General features: G+C 68.5%; 17 protein-coding genes. 10 read left to right on the forward strand and 7 right to left on the reverse strand.

What is annotated here, in order from left to right:
* Positions 1-8 precede the first annotated feature (8 nt).
* From MEBOL_RS11870 to MEBOL_RS11885, 3 genes are all read right to left on the reverse strand, one after another.
* Positions 9-1,901, reverse strand: coding sequence for a metallophosphoesterase family protein (locus MEBOL_RS11870; protein WP_095977532.1), 1,893 nt, complete (start codon positions 1,899-1,901; stop codon positions 9-11).
* 463 nt (positions 1,902-2,364) lie between these two features.
* Positions 2,365-2,892 carry a hypothetical protein gene (locus tag MEBOL_RS11880; RefSeq protein ID WP_170115492.1) on the reverse strand — a complete coding sequence of 176 codons (528 nt, stop codon included), beginning with the start codon at positions 2,890-2,892 and terminating at the stop codon, positions 2,365-2,367.
* Between the two features lie 120 nt (positions 2,893-3,012).
* The gene (locus MEBOL_RS11885) at positions 3,013-3,714 is read right to left on the reverse strand and encodes a DJ-1/PfpI family protein (RefSeq protein WP_095977535.1); all 702 of its coding nucleotides are present in this window, start codon (positions 3,712-3,714) and stop codon (positions 3,013-3,015) included.
* A gap of 85 nt (positions 3,715-3,799) precedes the next feature.
* On the opposite strand from MEBOL_RS11885, the gene MEBOL_RS11890 reads away from it, so the two are divergent.
* Positions 3,800-4,762, forward strand: coding sequence for a GlxA family transcriptional regulator (locus MEBOL_RS11890; RefSeq protein WP_095977536.1), 963 nt, complete (start codon positions 3,800-3,802; stop codon positions 4,760-4,762).
* A gap of 6 nt (positions 4,763-4,768) precedes the next feature.
* Here the strand turns inward: MEBOL_RS11890 and MEBOL_RS11895 are convergent, their stop codons facing one another.
* Positions 4,769-7,483: a TIGR02266 family protein gene (locus MEBOL_RS11895; RefSeq protein WP_095977537.1), complete on the reverse strand. Its 2,715-nt coding sequence runs from the start codon at positions 7,481-7,483 to the stop codon at positions 4,769-4,771.
* 133 nt (positions 7,484-7,616) lie between these two features.
* Positions 7,617-8,978, reverse strand: coding sequence for a hypothetical protein (locus MEBOL_RS11900; protein ID WP_157774897.1), 1,362 nt, complete (start codon positions 8,976-8,978; stop codon positions 7,617-7,619).
* 244 nt (positions 8,979-9,222) lie between these two features.
* Here MEBOL_RS11900 and MEBOL_RS11905 point away from each other — a divergent pair, with 244 nt between their 5' ends.
* The 3 genes from MEBOL_RS11905 to MEBOL_RS11915 are packed head-to-tail and all read left to right on the forward strand — an operon-like array spanning position 9,223 to position 13,244.
* Positions 9,223-10,254 (forward strand): AAA family ATPase, encoded by a 1,032-nt coding sequence (locus tag MEBOL_RS11905; protein WP_095977539.1) that lies wholly within the window; start codon positions 9,223-9,225, stop codon positions 10,252-10,254.
* Between the two features lie 9 nt (positions 10,255-10,263).
* Positions 10,264-11,142, forward strand: coding sequence for a DUF58 domain-containing protein (locus MEBOL_RS11910; protein WP_095977540.1), 879 nt, complete (start codon positions 10,264-10,266; stop codon positions 11,140-11,142).
* Positions 11,139-13,244 carry a BatA domain-containing protein gene (locus tag MEBOL_RS11915; RefSeq protein WP_095977541.1) on the forward strand — a complete coding sequence of 702 codons (2,106 nt, stop codon included), beginning with the start codon at positions 11,139-11,141 and terminating at the stop codon, positions 13,242-13,244. The genes MEBOL_RS11910 and MEBOL_RS11915 overlap by 4 nt, the downstream gene beginning before the upstream one ends.
* A gap of 1 nt (position 13,245) precedes the next feature.
* On the opposite strand, the gene MEBOL_RS11920 is transcribed toward MEBOL_RS11915, so the two are convergent.
* Both MEBOL_RS11920 and MEBOL_RS11925 read right to left on the reverse strand, forming a co-directional pair.
* On the reverse strand, positions 13,246-13,638 hold the full coding sequence (locus tag MEBOL_RS11920; protein WP_095977542.1) for a response regulator: 393 nt from the start codon (positions 13,636-13,638) through the stop codon (positions 13,246-13,248).
* A gap of 180 nt (positions 13,639-13,818) precedes the next feature.
* A complete protein-coding gene (locus MEBOL_RS11925) occupies positions 13,819-14,715 on the reverse strand; it encodes a DNA/RNA non-specific endonuclease (protein WP_157774898.1) in 897 nt (298 codons plus the stop codon).
* 312 nt (positions 14,716-15,027) lie between these two features.
* On the opposite strand from MEBOL_RS11925, the gene tssK reads away from it, so the two are divergent.
* The 6 genes from tssK (at position 15,028) to MEBOL_RS11955 (ending at position 22,457) form a co-directional block, all read left to right on the forward strand.
* On the forward strand, positions 15,028-16,341 hold the full coding sequence (gene tssK / locus MEBOL_RS11930; protein WP_095977544.1) for a type VI secretion system baseplate subunit TssK: 1,314 nt from the start codon (positions 15,028-15,030) through the stop codon (positions 16,339-16,341).
* Between the two features lie 63 nt (positions 16,342-16,404).
* Entirely contained in the window at positions 16,405-17,238 is an 834-nt protein-coding gene (locus MEBOL_RS11935; RefSeq protein WP_095977545.1) for a DotU family type IV/VI secretion system protein, read from the forward strand.
* Positions 17,235-18,863, forward strand: coding sequence for a type VI secretion protein IcmF/TssM N-terminal domain-containing protein (locus tag MEBOL_RS11940; protein ID WP_095977546.1), 1,629 nt, complete (start codon positions 17,235-17,237; stop codon positions 18,861-18,863). The genes MEBOL_RS11935 and MEBOL_RS11940 overlap by 4 nt, the downstream gene beginning before the upstream one ends.
* Positions 18,860-19,933 carry a type VI secretion system protein TssA gene (gene tssA, locus MEBOL_RS11945; RefSeq protein ID WP_095977547.1) on the forward strand — a complete coding sequence of 358 codons (1,074 nt, stop codon included), beginning with the start codon at positions 18,860-18,862 and terminating at the stop codon, positions 19,931-19,933. The genes MEBOL_RS11940 and tssA overlap by 4 nt, the downstream gene beginning before the upstream one ends.
* 85 nt (positions 19,934-20,018) lie before the next feature.
* Positions 20,019-21,974, forward strand: a complete 1,956-nt coding sequence (tssC, locus tag MEBOL_RS11950; protein WP_095977548.1) for a type VI secretion system contractile sheath large subunit — start codon at positions 20,019-20,021, stop codon at positions 21,972-21,974.
* 15 nt (positions 21,975-21,989) lie between these two features.
* Complete coding sequence (locus MEBOL_RS11955) at positions 21,990-22,457, forward strand: Hcp family type VI secretion system effector (protein WP_095977549.1); 468 nt, start codon at positions 21,990-21,992, stop codon at positions 22,455-22,457.

The following is a 22,457-nucleotide window of genomic DNA, read 5'->3' on the forward strand; positions in this document are numbered from 1 at the left end:
CCAACCACTCACCTACCCGTCGCAGCATCCCTCAACTGGAGATCCGCCCATTGCTCCCCCCTGGCGCCAAAAAGACGAACCCAACGTACCCTCTCCGCAGGCAAGCTCATCACGGTCTGGAATGAACCGAATGGCCGAGGAGAGACAGAGAAAGCAGTCGCCTTGCCAGACATCACCAGTTGTGAATCTCCCTCCTTGATGAACCCCACCAGATGCAGCGAGCCAGCGCTAGTCATGTGGACCTCCATGCTGTCCGGCGACTGAGCCGGTTGCACCAAGGCTTGCTGAGGGTTTTTCAAGGATGACATGGGCAAAAAAGCAAACACACCTTCGGGCAATGCCGCCGCGGCGCGCGAGGTTTCGCTACGCTGGAGTGGACGAACTTTGTGCATCTGACGAAGTTTCACCAGCGCATCCAAACCGTTGCCTGAGATGTATGGAGGATCTGGAATCCGGATCACCTGCACCGGAGGAGTGACCTGCCGCGAAGCGGACCGGGACCGCCCCTGGTAAATGAAACCGACCCCGCCCATGAGCAGCACCATCGCTGCCACGAGCCTCACAGATCGACCGGGACGCGACTCCGGAGGAGGTACCTGTCTCGCAGCTGGTCCCCTAACGACGGCATCCCTTTCAGCGGGGGACTCCACTGCGGGTTTCCGCCTGTTCTTCGCCCTCGGGGCTCCACCGTCATTTGATGGCTCGAAATCTGAAGAGAGTCGCGGTGATGGCCGTGGCTCAGCTTCTGGCTCCGAGATGATCGGTGTCGTTGGAGACGCTGTGCGATGGAGCGAAAAATCGTACGCCAGCAGATGCTCGATATAGCCCTTGGGAGCACCACTCATCGAGTCTTTGTGCAAGTTCTCCACATCTGGCCGGAAGTCCTTATGTTTCGTCCAGATGTATGGCCAGAGTCGAAGCTGGAGCGGCCGCCCTGGCGATGAGAAAACAGCGCCAAAATTGAACGTGTACCGTTCTGACTCGCTGGGTCCAGGCTCCGAGTGACCGGCTCCAGCGATGACGTGAACGAACTGGCGTCCCCCTCCCCGCTGAACTGACAGCGTTTCTTGCTGATGGACATGTCCCGAAAGGAAGAGGTGCGCTTTGGCTTGGAGCCACCCCAGCGGGTCCATGTCCTTACTCAACCAATCGAACGGATGGTGGCCCAAAACAATGACAAGCTCCTTCTCGGCAAGCTCGTCGAATACCAGAGCAAATTGCGATGTGCTTACCCGCAATACTCCATTGTCTTCGTCATCGTTGGCGAGTAGCGCGGTGTTGAGGCCCACTAAACGCACTGGAAGACCGCCTCGAGCAACGATCTTCCTCCGCCAGAAAAGTCGTTCCGTCCCCTTCGTGGTATTTTTGTCGTCAGTCGGCCCGAACCGCCTGGAGAATTCCAAGAAGTTATCAAGCCGACCCGCCAGAAGACGCCCCGTCGCCGGCTCGCCGAGGGCGTCTCCCAGCTTCTTCTCACCTTTGCGCAACAATGTGATAAGCTGAAAGACTTCTCCATCACTGGGCGATACTCGAGCAACATCGTGATTGCCTGGAACCAAGTAGATTTCGTGTAGTTCTATCCTGAGCACCGATGCAAGCTTGGCGAACCAGTCTCCCGCTTGACGGTATTCATCCGAGCTCAGGGAGCCCCCGCTAAAGCCGATATCGCCCGTAACGAACACTGCATTCGGGACCGGCGCCCCGTTTTTCATGGCCCGTTGGACGTCCAACAGAACGCAATCCAGCACGAGTTTCCGGTGAGCCGCGCCCTCCGGCCCCCCGTGCCCGAAGTGAATGTCTGAAAGATGGAGCCAAGAAAAGAGCGGCTCCCCCTCTTGCACCATGTTGTTCCCCACGCTGGGGCTCACTCTACCAGCAAAGGCGAACGCAAGCACCTTCACCCATCTCGTCCCCCGACGCGGGCTCCGGCATCGGCGGACGCCGCCACGAGCCACGCGCGGCTTGAGCAGTGCGTCGACGTGTCAGGGACGAGCCTCACGCCAAGCGTGCCTACTCGGTCTCCTTTGGATGCTTCGTTGACGCGAGCACGAGTATCACCTTCTTCCGTGCATCATCGATGCAGTACCAGACGCGTCCACCACCAGTGACCTCGAACTGCCATTGTTCGAGCGTCTCACCAGCGACTGTCCGTGAGCCGAGCGATCCCCTCAATCGATGCTGACGACCGGGCCGAGACGAATCGCGCGGATTCTTGACGATCGCATCGTAGGCATCCCGAGTGGCCCCCGGAGCCTGTGCGCAGAGGTCATTCCACCCGGCCACTGCATCGTTGTCTCCGAAGCGAATGTCTCACTCATCCCTCCGAGGCGGAGGCGCGACACGATCCCCCCTCTTTGGCATCTCTCACTCGCCCGGACGAGGAACACGACCGCCCACTTCCTTCACCGGCCGTTTCAATTCTGGGGCGATGCCATCCGCGAACGCGGCGGCGGTGTTCTTCCACTCCGCGAGCAATCGCCCGAGTGCCGTGAAGTCCCCCAGGTCGGCACAAGCCCCCAGATGGCTGAGGAACTCCTCGACGAACGCGGCCCGGTCCGCCTCGGGCAGGAAGCGTGTCCAGGGAAGAGAGTCGGTGACACCTCGACCAAGCGCCTGTCGACAAGTAGAGCCACCAGCCGACATGAGCCGTGCGGCGGCCAGCAGCGCCTGCTGCTCGTTGGCGCGCCTGGACTCCCGGCAAAGGCGAAGCGACTCGCCGTCGCGACGTCTCAGGACCACATCGCCCTTCTCGAGCATCGGCTCGATGCGTGTCGGCTCTCGAAGAAAAGCGCTCCAGGTCAGTTCGTGGGTCGCCATGCGGCAATAGTGCAGAACAAGTTCAGAAGTTTCAACCCCTCCAATCGGCCTGCGCTCGGTGATGGCGCCAAGCATCTACCCGTACTTTGGCGACACCAGCCGAGTAGCCGAGGGTCTGCCCGTTCGGTCGTCCGCGACAAGCGCTGGCCCCCGGCACGATGCACGTTTACGTCGAATTCATCGAAGGTGTTGAAGTCAAGCACGGCCCGCGCGGAAGTCCGCCGCCGCCTTCTCCATGACGACCAACTCCGCGGCCATGTCGAACCCAAGCCCCTGGATGATGGAGGACAGCCGACCCAGAATCTCCTGCGACACCAGTTCGGGCCGCCCAGCGTTGAACGGAGGCGCGGGCGCGTACTCGAGCAGGAGTTGGATGGACTGGGCGACCACCGGGTCCGCCAGCTCGGCCGCGAGCGTCAACGCGAAATCGATTCCCGCCGTGACGCCTCCCCCCGTCAGGATATGGCCATCGCGCACCACGCGCCCCGCATCCGGAATGGCACCGAAGAGGGACAGTTGCTCGCGCGCGGACCAATGGGAGGCCGCTCGCCGGCCCTTGAGGAGTCCCGCCGCCCCCAGGAGGATCGAGCCCGTGCACACGGACGTGACGAAGCGCGCCGTGGAGGCCAGACGGCGAAGCGAGTCCATGAAGACATGGTCTCCCACCGCTCGCGCGACGGCCCCACCCGGAACACACAACACGTCACACCGCTCCACCTCCTCCAGCCGGGTCAGGGGATTGAGCGTCAGGGCGCCCTCGCTGATCGGCTGCCCTCCCACGGAAGCGAAGATTTGTCTCGCACCGGGAAGCAGCCCGAACACCGCCTGCGGCCCCATGAAATCCAGATACGACACGCTCGGGTAGAGAGGGAAAACAATATCGAGGCTCTTCGCCATTGCGGGTCTCCTTGTCTGGTTTGACGAACCCACTCTGGCCTGTCAGGCTCATGTCCGAAAGGACGTAGTTCCCTCGTTTTCCGCCATGGTTCGAGACATTGGCTTCCTCGTCTACCCCGGGTTCCACATCCTCGATCTCACCGGTCCGGTGGCGGTCTTCGAGGAGCTCGAGTACGCCCCCCAGGTGCCGCCTCCCTACCGGCTGCGGATGCTGTCCGCGGAGGGCGGGCTGGTCGCGAGTTCCTCTGGCGTCGCCGTGATGACGGAGCCATTTGGCGAGCCCGCGTTCGACACGTTCGTGGTCGTGGGAGGGGCGGGAACCCTGGCGACGATGGAATCGCCCGGGGTGCTGGACTTCGTCCGGGCGGCGGCGGCGGGCTCCCGGCGGGTCGCGAGCATCTGCTCGGGCGCCGGCATCCTGGCCGCCGCGGGGCTGCTCGATGGCCGGCGGGCCACCACCCACTGGCGATTCGCCGCGGACCTGCAACGCCGCTACCCGCGCGTCCGCATCGACGAGGAGCGGATCTTCATCCAGGACGGTCCCATCTGGACGTCGGCGGGAGTCAGCGCCGGCATCGATCTCTCGCTCGCCCTGGTCGAGGAAGACCTCGGCCTCGAGGCGTCGCGGGCCCGGGCGCGCACCCTGGTCGTCTACCACCGCCGTCCGGGAGGACAGTCCCAGTTCTCCACCCTGCTCGAGCTCGAACCGCCCTCGGATCGGATCCGCCACGCGCTGACCTTCGCGCGCGAGCATCTGCATGAGCCGTTGAACGTCGAGCGGCTCGCGGAGGTGGCGTGCCTCAGTCCGCGCCAGTTCGGACGGGCGTTCCACGCGGAGACCGGACAGACGCCCGCCAAGGCGATCGAGCGGTTGCGCGCCGAGGCGGCCCGGGCACGGCTCGAGGCGGGCTCCGAATCCATCGAGCAAGTGGCCAACGCGGTCGGATTCTCGGACCCCGAGCGGATGCGCCGCGCCTTCGTCCGCGTGTTCGGGCAGCCGCCCCAGGCCATCCGGCGGATCGCGCGGGCGGCGGGGGCGCGCGTCTGAGGACGCCTACCCCTTGCCCACCACCTTCTTGAGGAAGCCCCAGAAGCGGCCCGAGCGCTCCTTGAGGTCCTGGCCGCGCCGCTCCTCGGCCGCCTGCGCCGCGTCCCGGGCCACGCCCAGGCGCTGGCGCAGCTCCTCGGGGGAGTAGCGCGTCGCGAGCGTCGCCTTCATCTCCTTGCGCGTCGAGTACTCCAGCGCGTTGACGTGCAGCACGCATTCGGAGTCCAGCCGCAGGGTGATGGCCACGCGCACCGAGCCCTTGGGGCCCTTGGGCAGGCCCTCGAGCCGCACCGTGCCCAGGTACTCGTTGGCGGAGATGTGGGTGTCCTCGCCCTGGAAGAGGGACAGCTCCATCACCTCTTCGTTGTCGCGGGTGGTGGAGATGGCGAAGGAGCGCTGCGCGGGCAGGGGCGTGTTGCGCTCGATGACGCGCGTGAAGCCGCCTCCGGGCATCGCCACGCCAATGGTCATGGGCAGCACGTCGATGAGCACCACGCTGCTGACCCTGTCCACCGCGCCCGAGTAGAGCGCCGCGCCCAGGGCCACCGCCTCGTCCGTGTTCACGCCCGCGTGCGGCGCCCGGCCGAACATCTCCTTGAGCTTCTCGCGCACCAGCGGCATGCGGCTCTGGCCGCCCACGAGCAGGATGTCGTCCACGTCGCTCACGCGCATCTTCGCGTCCAGGAGCACGTCGCCCACCACGTCCAGCGTGCGCAGCACCATGGGCATGCACGCCGCCTCCATCTCCGCGCGCGTGAGCGTGACGTGCATATCCCGAGGCCGCCCCGCCTCGTCCATCATCAGCATGGGGATGTGGACCTCGTAGGTGTTGGACTCGCTGAGCGCCACCTTGGCCCGCTCGGCCGCGTCCGTCACCCTGGACAGCGCCACGCGGTCTCCCTGGAAGGGCACCTTCTCCTGCTTGAGGAAGCGCTCGAGCAGCAGGTCCACCAGCTTGTTGTCGAAGTCCATGCCGCCCAGGAAGATGTCGCCGCCCGTGGCCAGCACCTCGAACACGTTCTTGTCGATGCGCAGCACGGTGGCGTCGAAGGTGCCGCCGCCCAGGTCATAGACGAGCACCCGCTTGGCCATCTCCCGGTTGAGCCCGTACGCGAGCGCCGCCGACGTGGGCTCGTTGAGGATGCGCTCCACCTTGAGTCCCGCCATCCACCCCGCGCGGCGCACCGCCTCGCGCTGCGGCTCCGAGTAGTACGCCGGCACCGTCACCACCGCGCGCTCCACCTTCTGCCCCAGGTGCTGCTCCGCCAGCTCCTTGCACTCGCGCAGGATGAGGCCCTGCACCTCTTCCAGGGACAGGACGTGCTCGCCCATGCGCACCGCGGCCCGGCCGCGCGCGTCCGGCATGATTTCGTAGTGGAAGCGCTCGCGCACCTGATTCACCACGGCGCTGTCGAAGGGCCGGCCCACCAGCCGCTTGGCGCCGTAGATGGTCTGCTCGGGGCGCAGCAGCACCTGGCTCTTGGCGCGGTGGCTCACCAGCAGCTTGGCCTGCGAGGACAGCGACACCACGGAGGGGATGGTGTTGTAGCCCTCGCGCGAGCGCAGCACGGTGGGCTTGTTGTTCACCAGCACCGCCACGCACGAGTTGGTGGTGCCCAGGTCGACGCCGATCACCGGCCCCTTGCCCTCGATCTCCCCGGTGGGCGGCGTGAGGAAGACGGTGCGCACCTGGCCCGGGGACGTCTTGGGCTCGGGCGGCAGGGCGGAGGGTTTGGCCGCCGAGGGGGCGATCACCGGCGTGGACACGGAGGGCCGGGACGGAGGCGCGGGACGCGGGATGGGCGCTGGAGTGAGCGCGGGCGCGGGCTTCCTCGCCACGGGCCGCTGGGAGTGACCCGCCACGGGCCGGGCGAACTCCAGGGGCTCGTCGTCCTCGGAGGAGTCCAGCTCCAGCTCCACCGCGCTTCCCCGCTGCATGGCGGCGGGGGCGGGCGGCGCCACCGGAGCGGGCGTGGGCGCGGGCCGCGCGGCCACCGGTGCTGGGGACTGGGGTCCGGGTGTGGCCGCCGCCGAGAGGTCCGTCAGGTTGAAGTCCGTGGGGGCCTTGGGCGAGTACTCGTCATCGGGGCCCAGGTCGAAGGGATCGGGCTCCGGGGAGGGCGCGGGCGTGTAGGCGAGCAGGTCATCGAGCGAGATGTCGACGGCGCTGCTGGGGCGAGGCGGCGGAGGGGGCGGCACGGGCGCGGGCGGACGGGCCGGCGCGGGCTTCAGCGCCGGAGTCACCGCGGGCGCCACGGAGGGAATGGCGTGCACGGAGGACGCCCGGGTCGGAACGGGGGCCATGGGCGGAACGACGGGCGCCACCGAGGGGAGCTTCGCGGCGGACGAGGGCGCGCGGGGCGCGGTGGGAGCGGCGGCGATCAGGTCGCTCTTGTGCCGGAGCATCCGGTCGACCAGGGCCTGCGAGGCCTCGTCCAGCTCCGTGAACTGGATGCCCATGCCCGCCGGACCCGTCACGTCCTCCGCGGGCCGCGTCCAGCGCACCACCGCCGAGCCCTTGAGCATCCGTTGTCCGTCGGCGATGCGCACCTCGAAGCGCACCGGCGTGCCCACGGGTTGAGGCTCGCGCGAGCGGATGAACATGCCACCCGGGCTGATGTTGACCGCGTACTCCTGGATGAAGCTGACGACGCTCGTGTGCTTGAGCTTCACCAACAGGCCCACGGCCTTGCGTTCAGCGTTGCGTCGACCCTGATCCATCCTCGGACTGTCGCGGGTAAGTCCGCCCCGCTCAAGTGATTCCGCTGGGACTGGCCGCGCCCTGCTGGGTTGGGTCCGTCCGTGGGTTGCCCACCAGGCAACCTCCTGGTGGTCCGGTGGGTCCCCAGGACTCTCACGGAGTGAGAAGCCGCACGAACGCTTCCTGGTCCCCCGTCTCCGCGTCGCCGTGAAGCTGGCGGCCGGTGAGCGCGAGGCCCTTGCCGGGAACGACGTCCAGGGCGGTGCCCGTCACCTGGCAGGTCTGCCCGGAGCACTCGCCGGGAGTCAGGGGTTGCTGCTCGCGCTGGGTGCCGTCGGCGGTATAGGTGCTCAGCAGCGCTCCGCAGAGCGCCACCACCTGTCCCGCTCCATCGCGAGCCACCGCGGGCGCCGACGGCGACGCGCCACAGGCCAGCGTCCGGGCCCAGCGCTCCGCCCCACCCAGCCCCACCGCGAGGACGAAGGCCCCGGGTCCGGACAGGGGCGTGCCGCCCCAGGAGAACGAACCCGAGAACTCGCCCGCCAGCACGGCGCCCCCGTCCGCGTCCGCCCTCACGCTGGACACGTGGCCATCCACGCCCCGCGACTCCGTGCCCCACGCGAGCCGCCCGTCCTGCCCGAAGGAGAGGAGGAGCAGGCCCTGGACGCCCGGAGCGCCGAACGTCTGGCCATCCACGGTGAGCGCGCCCTGGAGGCGGCCCGCGAGCAGCACCTGGCCGGACGGGCCGAGCGCCACGGCGCGCAGCTCCGAGCCCTCGTCCACGGCATCCAGCCGCCGCGTCCAGAGTTCGTTGCCCTCGGCGTCATAGCGGGCGAGCAGCGGCGCGTGGCCGTTCGTCCAGTCCTCGCCCGCGACGAGCACTCCGCCCGCGCCATCCGCCACCGACGCGTAGACCTTCTGGCCCACGCGCCGCTGCCAGAGCGCCGTGCCCTCCGGAGAGAACTTCACCAGGAAGCCCTTGGAGGCCGCGCCCAGGCCGAAGTCGATGTCGTACAGGAAGGCATTGCCCGTCACGAAGAGCGCGCCCTCGGGCGCCGCCACCACGCGCAGCGCCTCCACCCGGTTGCGGGGGAAGTCGCGCGTCCAGAGCGTCCGGCCATCCGGAGCGTAGCGCGCCAGGTTGAGGGACAACCGCTCCCCCTCCACGGGCTTGCGGTCCGCGTCCTGGCGCGGCGTGGACACCCACGCCACGGACACATGTCCCGTGCCGTCCACCGCGAGCCCCGTGCCGACATCATCCTGCGGCCCCCCGAGCCGGTGGAACCAGGGCTCGGCCTGGGGCTCGGGCGGGAGCTCGGGAGCGGGGTCCGGCACCGGCGTGCCGGGTGGCGGGAGGCGGGAGCCCTCGGCGGACTGTTCGGTGGTGGGAGTGGAAACCGGCGCCGTGTCCTCGTCCACGCCCGGGTCGCCACACGCGGCCAACAAGGCGAAGAGCGCCGTGGAGACAAACCCCTTCCCCACGAAGTTGAAACGACGTCCAGATGCTCGGTGCATGTGCTGACTCCCCCGCTCCTCCCGGCCACAACGGCCCCCGGAGAAGCGAACCGGTGGAAGGTAATGGGGAGATTCCGCGCGGCATCCCCACCTGGAAGCGGCGCGCCCAACTCCCCCGGAGGGCAAGGGGGCACACCCCAGGAATACACGAGGGCCCGAACCGTTGGCGGCCTACGTTCGAGTCACGGCTCCCTCGCGAAACGCTTGGTCCCCGTGCCTTCCCGCGATTAAGAGAACGGTCCTCATGGAAAGCGCCGCCCCCACCACCCCCTCCGCCGCCCCGGCCCCCACGAACGAGGATCTCCAGGCCGTCGAGGAGCTCGCCCAGGCCAAGGCCCAGATTCAAGCGCAGATCGAGAAGCGCGTCGTGGGACAGCGCGACGTGGTGGACCACCTGCTCATCGCGCTCTTCGCCCGGGGCCACTGCCTCTTCGTGGGCGTGCCCGGCCTGGCCAAGACGCTGCTCATCTCCACGCTGGCGGACGTGCTCAACCTGTCCTTCAACCGCATCCAGTTCACCCCGGACCTGATGCCCTCGGACATCACCGGCACGGACATCCTGGAGGAGGACAAGGCCACGGGGCACCGCGCGTTCCGCTTCCTGCAGGGGCCGCTCTTCGCCAACATCATCCTCGCGGACGAGGTCAACCGCACGCCGCCCAAGACGCAGGCCGCCCTGCTCCAGGCCATGCAGGAGTACCGCATCACCGCCGGCGGCCGCACCTACCCGCTGGACCTGCCCTTCCTCGTCTTCGCCACGCAGAACCCCATCGAGCAGGAGGGCACCTACCCCTTGCCCGAGGCCCAGCTCGACCGCTTCATGTTCCTGGTGGACGTGGGCTACCCCACCGCCGAGGAAGAGGTGCAGATCGTCAAGGCGACCACGGGCGGCACGCCTCCGCCGCTGGAGAAGATCCTCTCGCCCGAGCGCATCCTCGCGCTGCAGGGGTTGGTGCGGCGGGTGCCGGTGCCGGACCACGTGGTGCGCTACGCGGTGGAACTGGTGCGCCACACGCGCCCCAAGGAGCCGGGCACACCGGACTTCATCCAGAAGAACGTGTCCTGGGGCGCGGGCCCTCGCGCCAGCCAGTACCTGGTGCTCGCGGCCAAGGCGCGCGCCATCCTCCAGGGGCGCTTCGTGGCGTCGGTGGAGGACGTGAAGGCGGTGGCCCGGCCAGTGCTGCGCCACCGCGTGCTGCCCAACTTCACCGCCGAGAGCGAGGGCATGACGTCCGTGAAGCTGGTGGATCAGCTCGTCGCACTGGTGAAGGGATAGCGCCCCGGCATGCTGCTGGACGCCCAGACACTCTCGCGGTTGCAGGGCGTGAAGCTGCGCGCCCGCGCGGTGATGGAGGGGGTGCTGTCTGGCCTCCACAAGAGCCCCCACCAGGGCCAGAGCGTGGAGTTCGCCGAGCACAAGGAGTACGCGCCCGGCGATGAGCTGCGCCACCTGGACTGGAAGGCCTACGGCAAGTTCGACAAGTACTACGTCAAGCGCTTCGAGCACGAGACGAACCTGCGCGCGGTGATGGTGGTGGATGCGTCCGCGTCCATGGGCTACCAGAGCGTCGCCCTGTCCAAGCTGGACGTGGCCAAGACGCTCGCGGGCGCGCTGTGCTACCTGCTCGTGCGCCAGCAGGACGCGGCGGGCCTGGCCGTCATGACGGAGGGCCGCTTCCAGGACGTTCCCCCGCGCGCCTCGGCCGGGCACCTCAACGTGCTGCTGGACGCGCTCGAGGGCACGAGCCCCAAGGGCGGCACCCACCTGGTGAGCGCGGCGGACCACCTCGCCGAGGTGCTGCCGCGCCGCTCCTCCGTGGTGGTGCTCTCGGACTTCCTCGATGAGAACCAGACGGCGCTCAAGCGGATCCTGGCGCTGCGCCAGCGCAAGAACGACGTGGCGGTGTTCCACCTGGTGGACCCCGCCGAGCTGACGTTCCCCTTCGAGGACCCCACGCTCTTCCTGGACATGGAGGGCGAGGGCCGCATCGAGGTGAACCCGCGTGAAATCAAGGAGAGCTACCTGGAGGAATTCGGCAGCTTCCTGGCCGGGGTGAAGTCGGCGTGCGCGGAGGCGGACGTGGACTACGAGCTGGTGCGCACCGACGAGCGGCTGGACGAGGTGCTGTTGCGCTTCCTGGGCAAGCGCGGGAGGCGGCGGTGACGTTCGCGCATCCATGGATGCTACTCGGGGCGCTGGCGGCGCTCATCCCGGTGCTGGTGCACCTGTTCGACCGGCGGCGGCCCCGGCCCCACCCCTTCGGCCCCATGGCCTTCGTGCTGCGCAGCCAGAAGCGCACCGCGAGCCGGCTCAAGCTCAAGCGGCTGCTGCTCTACGCGCTGCGCACGCTCATCCTGCTCGCGCTGCCCATCGCGCTCGCCATGCCGGAGTTCCGGCGGGACGAGAACGCGGCGGCGGTGGTGAAGGGTCCGGCGGCCACGGCCATCGTGCTGGATGCGTCCCTGTCCATGCGCTGGTCGGACGGCAAGTCGCTCTTCGAGCGCGCCCGGGAAGAGGCCCGTGACGCGCTCGCGGACCTGCGCCCCGAGGAGCCCGCGACGGTGCTCGTGTGCACGGACGCACCCGACGCTCCCGTGGCGCCCGCCTTCGACCGCGCGCGGCTGCGCCAGCTCATCGACGAGGCGGCCCCCACGTACGCGGCGGCGGACCTGTCGCGCTGCCTGGACCTGGCGGCGCGCGCGCTGGAGGACAGCCCCATCGCGGGCAAGCGCCTGGTGGTGGTGTCGGACCTGACGGCGGGCTCGCTGCGGCTGGAGTCCCCGGCGCCCACGGTGAAGAGCCCCACGGGCGAGCCGGTGCGGCCCGAGGTGGTGCTGCGCGACGCGGCCGAGGGCCTGGACGCCCTGCCCAACCACGCGCTGGTGGATTTGAAGGTGGAGCCCGCGCTGCAAGCGGGTCCGCGCGCCTTCCAGTTCACCTTCACGGTGAAGAACTTCTCCGAGACCCCCCTCAAGGACCTGGAGGCGGCGGTGCGCGTGGGAGACACCACGCTCGGCAAGGGCTTCGTGGACGTGCCCGCCAACGGCACGGCGCAGAAGACGCTGACGGTGCGCTTCACCCAGGGCGGCACCATCGTCGGCGAGGGCACGCTGACGCCGGACGGGCTGGCCGAGGATGACCGGCGCGCCTTCGTGCTGGCGGTGCCTCGGCCGCTGAAGGCGCTGGTGGTGAACGGAAGCCCCAACGCCACGCGCTACCGGGACGAGGCCTTCTTCGTGGAGGCGGCGCTGTCGGCCCCGGGCTCGCCCGTGCAGGCGGCGGTGCGGGACACCTCGGCCGCGTGGCGCGAGGACCTGTCGCAGTACGACCTGGTGTTCCTGCTCAACGTGTCCGCGCCCGAGGAGACGGAGGCGGCGGCGCTCACGAGCTTCGTGCGGAACGGCGGCGGCCTGTTCATCAGCATGGGCGACCACGTGGACCCCGATGCGTACAACGCCCGGCTCGGCGCGCTGCTGCCGCGCCGCATGCGCCTGGTGCGCACGAGCGTGGAGCGCGATGACCCGGCCGCGGACGATCAGGCGGCGAAGCTCGCGCAGGTGACCACGGAGCATCCGCTCTTCGCGCCCTTCACGGGCCGCGCGGAGGAGGGCCTCACGGGCGCGCACTTCTATCGTTATATGCTCCTGGAGGCGGAGGGCGGCTCGGACGCCCAGGAAGGCACCAACCAGGTGCTGGCCGCCTACCAGGATGGCGCTCCGTCCGTGGCGGTGGCGCGGCGCGGCCGGGGCCGGGTGGCGCTCTTCACCAGCACGGTGGACCGCGACTGGACGGACTTCCCCATCCGCACGAGCTTCCTGCCGCTCATGCAGCGCTTCGCGGCGTACCTGACGGGCTCGCTGGAGGAGCGCGAGGAACAGCGGGTGCGCGTGGGCGAGACGCTGTCCCTGCGTCCCGAGGGCAACCAGACGATCTCGGCGGTGAAGTCACCGGAGGGCCAGGACGTGCCCGTGAAGCCCCAGCCGGATGGCGCGGTGGTGGTGGGGCCCGTGCATGAACCGGGAACGTTCTCGGTGCTGGGCGCGGACAGCAAGCCCGTGCCGTCGCTCGCCTTCGCCTCCACGCTCGACCCCTCCGAGAGCGACCTGTCACGCCTGCCCCAGGACACGCTCTCCGCGCACTTCGGCGAGGAGACGGTAAAGGCATCCACCTCCGACGCGGAGCGCCCGCCCGTCCCCCTGTGGACGTGGCTCATCGCCGCCGCTGCGCTCGCCTTCTTCCTCGAGGGAACGCTGCTGCGCAAGTAGCTCAACAGGCCAGCCTCGACGCCTCCTCGGAAATGGGAAGAGCGTTCGAGGCGCCATCGAGCACCTCGGCCACCGTGTCCTCGAACTCCTCCAGGGGGCACCCCTTGGACAGAACGTGGATGCCCGGAAGGTGGGGCGCCCGCCGGGAGCTGTGCAGGATGATGGGGACGGTCCGAAGCGCTGGATCCTTGAGGACTCGCAGACAGAGTTCGACCCCATCCAGGCGGGGCATCATCCAGTCCGTCACGATCAGGTCGGGCCGCTCGCGGTGGGCGATCTCCAGCGCCTGCCATCCATCGTGTGCCTGGATGACGTGGTAACCCATGACTTCCAGGATGTCGGTATAGAGTTCCAGAAGGTCTGATTCATCGTCGACGACGAGCACCGTGCACATGGCCGCCCCTCACTTTCCTGGGCGCCTCGACTCTCTCGCGCCCTCATAAAGATCAGAGCCCCCTCACCTCGGGTGTGATTCGCGGGGGGAGCCGAGGACATCGAGGAGTCCCTGGGCGCGCTCCAGCAAGCGGCGACCTGCTCGAAGGCCCCCCTCCGCGCGAGTGGGGCCGCGCGTGGCTCAGGTATTGCCACGGCCCTTGGACATGTTCTCCCTGGCGCTGATCACCCGCGCATTGCTGAACGCATTGGGACCGTTGTTGGCCTTGGCGACCATATGGTCGACGTGCGGCCCCGTGTGCGTTCCGTTGTCGGACAACCTCTCCCCGGATTCGTCCGAGCGAAGCCATCCCTCATTCCAGAGCCTGTTGACCCCACGGATCATCGCGAGTTGTCCCGCCGCGAAGTTGTTCTGCTTGCTGATCGCGAAATTGCTGGTGTTGGGAGCCAATGCGTTTTGCAGCTCATCGTATTCGTCCTCTTTCGCCAGCAAGAGGTAATCGAGGACGGCATATTTGCGTGGTTCCTGCTCCCCAGGCAGGCACCCCTTGAATCTCGTGCCCCCCTCTTGTTCTTCCAGCTTCCAGTCCTTGTCCTCGAGCTGATTCTTGGCCTCCTGGAGAATGGCCAACAAGCGTGCCTCGGTCCGCGCGGGCAAACGCCTCTGGACGATGTTCTCCAGCTCCACCATCGGCATGGGGAAGGGACTGCCGGGCCACTCCTCCCACTGATCCCGCTTGAAAACCACGACCTTGATTGACTCTGGGCAGTACGCGGTGTCATCCGCATAGGTGAGCGTCACGCACATGCGCTTGATGGAGGTGTCGCGGTGGATGGCCGCCTCCATGGTGGCCCAATCTCCCTGATTCAAGCTCCGGGTCATGGGAACCAGGTTGTAGGCGCTGTCTGGACCCCCGATCGAGAGTCCCAGAAGGTGACCCTTCTCCGTGTCCAGGGGCATGGCCAGCGCCTGCTCGCCCAGCGGGTTGACCTTACACAGACACAGGGGGTTGAGCGCACTTCGGAACACCGGTCCCTGCCGCCGAATGATCGCGCCTTCCGCTTTATAGACGCGCATGTGGGGATCCGGGAGGTCCAGGGGAGTGAACTCCTCCCAATCGAAAGTGACCTGTCCCACGGAGTACCGACCGCGATTGCCAATGGGCATGGAGCGCTCCTGGTCAAGCGAGGGGATTCGAGGGTGTCTGTTCGTCGTCGGCCGCCCGAACGGTCACATGCGGATCACCTCGCCTTGTTGAATGCCTGGCCTGAATGGCCTTCGAGTGGCCAGAGTCGTCTCGCCCCCGGTGTGACGGGAACACAGGCATACAACACAAACGCCAGGGCCCAGGGGGCGCTCACATCCGGCTGGCGGGCGCGCCTAGACATCATGAGCGTCCATCCCTCACTTCCCGCCGCCGTGCAGTGGCATGAAGGCATGCTGCTGGCCCCCCAACACTTCCAGGTCCAGGAGGAGCGCCACGAGGCGCTGCTCCACTTCCATCTCAGCCAGGCGGCCCCGTTTCATTGGGGCATCCGCCGGTTGGAATATGACCGCTCCCGACTGCTCACGGGCCACCTGCAGGTGCGGACGCTGGAGGCCCTGCTGCCCGATGGCCTGGTCCTCTCCTACGCCGCAGCCGAGGGGGCCGAGCCCCTCCAGCTCTCCCTGTCGGAACTCAAGGACGTGGATTGGCGCGATCCCGTCCGGCTGCACGTGGCGGTGCCGTCGGAGCGACTGGGAGAGCCCAGCCGCTATGTCTCCACCACCAGTGAGCCGCGTGTCGACGAGAGCACCGGGGACATGCCCCTGAGCATTCCCCAGCGCGTGCCCCGGCTGCGGCTGTTCGCCGGCCCGCCCCCGGCCGGCTACAGCGCCCTCCCTCTCGTCGAGGTGCGCCGCCTGGGGGAATCCTTCGCCGTGGAGGACTACCTGCCACCACCCCTGGCCGTGCCCCTCGGCTCGCCGCTCGGCGAGCGATGTGACCGGCTCACCCTGCGCATCCGGCAGAAGGCCGCGAATCTGATGGAGACCCTGCGCGCCCAGGGCCAGGAGCCCTCCGTGCTCGCCGAGCAGCAACGGCAGCTGCGCTGGCTGGTGGCCGGGTTGCCTCCCTTCGAGGCGCTGCTGCGGCTGGACGGCTCGCACCCCTTCACCCTTTATGTCGCCCTCTGCGCGCTCGCCGGTCAGCTGTCGCAGGTGGGCGAGGTGCGCATTCCGCCCGCCTTCCCCGCCTACGACCACGCCGATGTCCTGCGCTCCTTCGAGGCAGTGCTCGCCTTCGTCGAGGGCGCGCTGGAAGGAGGCCTGGCCGAGGCCTACACCCGCGTCCCGCTCACGCCCGAGGCCAATGGCTTCTCCACCCGCCTGCTCGCCGCCTGGACGGGCCGCGAGATGGTGCTCGAGGTCCGGGGCCGGGCGGGAGCGACGCGGCAGGAGGTGCTCGGGTGGATGACGGGCTGTCGCATCGGCTCGGACAGCCGCCACCGGCAGATGCGCGAGACACGGACGCTCGGGGCCCGGCGCGAGCTCATCGAGCCGCCCGTGGGGCTCGTTCCCCGCCCCGGGGCGCTGCTCTTCTCACTGGAGCCCAGCGCCTTCTACCTGCGGCCGGATGAGCGGCTGCTGATCGAGAACACCCTGGAGCCCCGCGAGGAACAGGCCGCTTCCGACATGAACCTGCTCATCCGCAATACGCCCTGAGCCACGTCACATCCAGCAAGGGTCCCTTCCGCCCTGGAGAACCAGCTCCCGCGAAAGGCGCCCATGAGTTCCCATGTCCGTTCATCCCCGCTTCCCTCCTGGCAGGACCCTGGCCCGCTCCAGGATTCCGCCCCGTTCGCACGGCGCTCGGAGTTCTTCGCCGAACCGGTGCGGACGTCCATGGTGCTCGAGCGCACCCGCGCCCTGTTCACGGAGCTGCTCCAACTCAGTCAGCGCCTGAGGGTCATCTCCCGGCCCTCGGGCCAAGTGCTGCCGGGTCCCAGCGTGGAGGAGATCCGCCAGCGGCTGCTGGCGCGCGTGGAGCAACAGACCCGGCTGGAGGGAGCGCCGCGCGGCTCGCTCCAGGAGCGTCAGTTGGAGCAGTGCCGCTATGTGCTGGCCACCTTCGCCGACGAGCTGCTCGTCAACACGCCCTGGTATGGCCGCGACGCATGGCGCGAGGGCCTGCTGGAGGACGTGCTCTTTGGCACCCACCACGCGGGCGAGCGCATCTTCGAGGACGTGCAGCGGCTGCTAAGGGATCGGGATCCCACGCAGGCCGAGATGGCGGACGTCTACCTGCTGGCGCTCGCGCTCGGCTTCCAGGGCCGCTACCGCGATCACGGCGAGGAGGCGCTGCTGCACGAGCTGCAACGCCAGCTCTTCGTACTCGCCCACCAGCGCCAGCCCGAGCCCGACGCGCCCTCGCGCCGGCTGATGCCCCAGGCTTACGCCCACACGCTGGATGAGCGCACGGACCGGCGGCTCGCGCCGCGCTGGCCCTGGGCCGCCGCCATCGGCGCCACGCTGCTCGTCTTCGTGTCCAGCACCTTCATCACGCGTGCCGTGCGCGCGCCGGAAACCCCTCGCCCCACGCTCCAGGAGACCCGTCCATGACCGCCCTCCAGACTTCGCCCATCGACCTCGCCCTCGAACGCATGGGGGCCACCGGGGCGCATCGCCACCGCCGCTATCAGCTGCCCTGGCTCATGCTCCTGGGCGAGCCAGGCGTGGGCAGGACATCCCTGGCGGCGGGCGCCCATCTGCGCCGGCCCTATGGCGCGCCCACCCGCCGGGAGATGGACGCGAGCGGCTGGGGGGTGTGGCTCTTCGACCAGGGCGCCATCATCGACATGCCCGGCATGACGGAGAAGCCAGGGCCCGAGTTCCGGGGCGTGCTCCAGGATCTGCTGCGCGTACGAGGCCAGCGGCCCATCGACGGCGTGATGCTGGCGGTGCCCGCCACGGACCTCACCGGCCCCCAGGCGCTCGACGACGTGGGGCTGGACCGCAAGGCGCGCGAGCTCTTCACGGGACTGCGGTCGCTGCGCGGGGAGCTCGGCGTGCGCTGTCCCATCTATGTCGTCATCACCAAGTGCGACGTGCTGCCCGGCTTCCCGGCCTATTGCCGTGCCCTGCCGGCCCACCTGCGCGAGGAGATGCTCGGCTGGTCCAGTCCCCACTCGGCCCGCGAGCCCTATTCGCCGGCCTGGGTGGACGAGGCCTTCGGGCACATCCAGCAGGAGCTGTGCGACACGCAGTTGGAGCTGTTCGCCGCTGGCCAGGGCGCACGGTCCGAGCGCGAGTCCGCCTTCCTCTTCCCCTCCGAGCTCCGGGCTCTGGCCGAGCCCCTGCGGCGGCTGCTCGATGGCGTCTTCCAGTCCAGCCCGTACGCCGAGCCCGCGCTGCTGCGGGGCCTCTACTTCTGCGGAGATCCCAACGCGGAGGGCAACACCCAGCGGGGCCGCAGCGGCAACCTGGAGCCCCGCACGCCCGCCTTCGTCACCCAGCTGCTCGAGCGCAAGGTCTTTCCCGAGAGCGGCCTGGCGAGCCCCGAGGCCGGCGCCCTGAGCAAGAACCAGCGGCAGGTGACGCTCCTGCGGGTGGGACTCGCGGTGAGCGTGCTGCTGGGACTACTGCTGCTCGTCCTCGTGGGCTTCGGCGGCCCGGGGGCGCGGTCGGTGCTGCGCGGCGACGAGAACGAGTTCCTCTCGCCCAACCAACAGCTCGTCTCGCCCAACCATCGCTACGCCCTGATGTACCAGGAGGACGGCAACCTCGTGCTCTATGACCTCGAGGGCAACCGCCCGCGCTGGCGGTCGAACACCCAGGGCAAGCGGGCCTGGCGCGTGGTGATGCAGGAGGATGGCAACTTCGTCGTCTACCAGTCGCGTGCCGAGGCGGTGTGGGCGAGCAAGACCCAGGGCCAGCGCGACAGCCAGTTGGTGCTCGGCGATGACGGCGTGCTGCTCGTGCGCGGACAGAACGGGCAGACGCGCTGGTCGAGTGAAACGGACAAGGGCCGGGTGACCGACGGGCTCCAGGCCGAAGCGCCGACGCCAACGCCCCCGCCTCGGGGCCAAGTCTACATCGTCCAGCCGGGCGACATCGTCTTCAACATCGCCCAGCGCTTCCTGGGCGATGGCAACCAGTGGCCTCGCATCGTGGAGGCCAATCCCGGCATCAACAAGGACAACCTCACCGCCGGTCAGCGGCTCGTCATTCCCAAGAGGTATCCATGAGCCCCGTGTCCGAGGAGCTCGAGCCGCTGCTGCGGCCCATCTCTCCCGAGACCCCCTCGGGCGGGAACCTGCGCTACGAGCCCATCTATGATCAGATCCGCGAGGCGCGCCGCGAGGACGACGCCTCCCTGCCCCAGGGCGTGTGGCGGACCGCGCTCAAGGTCGCCAACTGGGAGCGGGTGGCCGAGCTGTGCCAGCAGGCCCTCTCACGGGAGACCAAGGACCTGCAGCTCGCCGTCTGGCTCACGGACGCCTGGCTGTCGCAGCGGGGCGTGCCCGGACTGGAGCGGGGAATGGCGCTGCTCACCGCCCTGGTGGAGCGCTTCTGGGACACCCTGTGGCCCGCCCTCGACCCGGAGGATCCGGAGGCCCGGCTCTCCCCGGTGAAATGGCTCGATGACCGGTTGCCTCTCACACTCGCCCGGGTGCCCCTGGTGTGGCCGAGAACGCCCGAGACCTTGACCCTGGGCGACTGGCAACAGCTCCTGAGGCGCGAGAAGCAGGTCCTCGGCCAACCCGAGCAGGCGCGGGAGCCGGAGGCGGCGCCCGAGGAAGAGGAGCCCCTGACCCGGGAGACATTCCTCGCGGCGGCCTCCCGACTGCCAGCGGCGGCGCTCACCACGAGCGGCGAGCAGGTGACGCTCGCGCTCACGGCGGCCACGCGGCTGGAGGAGGCGCTCGATGGACACCTGGGACGCACGTCCGCGGCGCTCCGTCGCACCCGGGGAGTCCTGGAGGAGCTGCGTGCCCTGCTCACCCAATTGGGCGGCGCGCGTCCCGCCCCTTCTCCCGCGGGGAGGCCTGGCGCCGCGTCCACCGCGCACCCGGCCCCGTCCCTCCCGGACGGAGTGGCGGGCTCGCTCCAGAGCCGCGCCGAGGCCTACCGGCTGTTGTCCCTCGCCGCCGACTACCTGATGAGCACCGAGCCCCACAGCCCCGTGCCCTACCTCGTCAAGCGCGCCATGGCCTGGGGCGACATGCCCCTGGGCCAGCTCCTCGGCGAGCTCGTGCCCGATTCCTCGGGCCTCGCGTCCATCCACACCTTGCTCGGCATGAAGACGCCGGAGTGATCGCCGCGTCCCTCGCATCACATCCGCGCCCCACCGACTCCGTCCCGAAGCAGTGCCCGTTCACCTCCGAATCGAAAGACAGATCATGGCCTATCGAGAAAGCTTTCAGCACAAGTTGGACCGCATCCGTCCTCCCCGCGTGCAGATCACCTACGACGTGGAGATCGGCGACGCGGTGGAGCAGAAGGAACTGCCCCTGGTGGTCGGCGTCCTCTCGGACCTAGCGGGCCAGCGGCAGGGCCTGCCCCGGATGCGCGAGCGCAAGTTCGTGGAGATCGACCGCGACAACTTCGACAAGGTGATGGCGTCCATCGGGCCCGAACTCAAACTGAGCGTGGCGGACAAACTCCAGGGCGGAGACGCCAAGATGAACGTGGAGCTGCGTTTTCCTCGCATCGACGCGTTCCTGCCCCATCAGGTCGTCCAGGACGTCGAGCCACTGCGCGCGCTGCTGGAGGCCCGGGGACGCATGGTGGATCTGCTGGCCAAGCTGGATGGCAATGACGCGCTGGTGGAGAAGCTCAAGGCCGTGCTGGCGGACGAGGCGAGCGTGCAGAAGCTCGAGGCCGAGCTGAAGGCGGACCCCGCTCCGGCCGAGGATCCGGCGGCCCCGGGTGTGCTCGCGGGCATCCTCCAGGAAGGCAAGCTGGCGCGCGATGAAGCCCAGGCCACCCGCGCCCGCGAACTGGTGAAGGAGTTCGTGGAGCAGGCGCGCGCCCTCCAGGCCACGCCCCAGATGGATCTGGTGTCGCTCATCGGCCAGGCCATCACCCGGGTGGACACCCGGATGGGCGAGCAGCTGGACGAGGTGCTGCACGCGCCCGCCTTCCAGAAGCTGGAGGCGTCGTGGCGGGGTCTGCACCTGCTCGTGTCCAGCAGCGAGACGGGCACGAACCTCAAGCTGCGGGTGATGCACGCGACCATGAAGGAACTGCTGGACGACATGGAGCGCGCGCCCGAATTCGACCAGAGCGTGCTCTTCAAGAAGGTGTACGAGGAGGAGTACGGCACCTTCGGTGGACAGCCCTACGGCGTGCTCATCGGAGACTACGAATTCGGCCGCGGGCCCAGGGACCTGGCGCTGCTGGAATCCATCTCCCATGTGGCCGCCGCCGCCCACGCGCCCTTCATCGCCGCGGCCAGTCCCCAGCTGTTCGACCTGGACAGCTTCGCCCAGATTGGCGCCCCGCGGGATCTGGCGCGCCTGTTCGAGAGCACGGAGCTCATCCGCTGGCGCGGCTTCCGTGAATCCGAGGACTCGCGCTACACGGCGCTCGTGCTGCCCCACATCCTGCTGCGGCTGCCCTACGGCCCGGACACGGTGCCGGTGGAGGGCTTCCAATACCAAGAGGATGTCGACGGTAGCGATCACCACAAGTACCTCTGGGGCAACGCGGCCTATGCCCTGGGCCAGCGCATCACCGACGCCTTCTCGCTCTACCAGTGGTGCGCCAACATCCGGGGCATGGAGGGCGGCGGCGTGGTCTCGGACCTGCCCACCCACACCTTCCGCACCGACGAGGGGGACATCGCCCAGAAGTGCCCCACCGAGATCGCCATCACCGACCGGCGTGAGAAGGAATTGAGCGACCTGGGCTTCATCACCCTCTGCCACTGCAAGGGCACGGACTACGCGGCCTTCTTCGGCTCGCAGACGGTCAACAGGCCGCGCCGCTACGACACGCCCCAGGCCACGGCCAACGCGGAGCTGTCCTCGCAGCTGCCCTACCTGATGGCCGCCTCGCGCTTCGCGCACTACTTGAAGGTCATCATGCGCGACAAGATTGGAGGCTTCACCTCACGGCAGGAGATCTCCAACTTCCTCAACCGGTGGATCGAGCAGTACGTGCAGCTCAACGACGAGGCCTCCTTCGCCATCAAGGCCCGGCAGCCGCTGCGAGAAGCGCGCGTGGAGGTCACCGAGGAGCCCTCCCGCCCGGGCGCCTACCGCGCCGTGGTGTTCCTGCGCCCGCATTTCCAGCTCACCGAGCTGACGGCGTCCATCCGCCTCGTCTCCAAGCTACCCGCGGCCGCCAACTGAAAGGTCTGACATCCCATGGCATCCAACATCAGCATCAAATTCGACGGACTCCCCGGCAGTTCCACCGCCACCGCCTCCAAGGAGGAGATCGAGCTGCTGTCCTACAACCACGGCATCACCCTGCCGATCGCCTCCAACGCGGCTTCCAACGACACCCGCTCGGTGGGCAACGTCAGCCATCAGGACATGAAGATCGTCAAGATGGCGGACAAGGCGACGCCCCAGCTGTGCGCGGCGTGCTGCTCGGGAAAGGTCCTGACCAAGGCCACCCTCACCGTGCGCACCACCAAGGACAACGCCACCACCAAGGTCTTCACCTATGAGCTGGAGAAGGTGATCGTCAGCTCGGTGTCCTACAGCGCTGGCACCAGCGGCGAGATCACGGAAACGGTCTCGCTCAACTACACGGCCATCACCTGGAACCAGGGCGCGGTGAACAACTCCGCCGGCTGGAGTCTGGAGAAGAACGAGAAGACCAAGTGA

It is taken from the genome of Melittangium boletus DSM 14713, assembly GCF_002305855.1.
Classification (GTDB): Bacteria; Myxococcota; Myxococcia; order Myxococcales; family Myxococcaceae; genus Cystobacter; species Cystobacter boletus.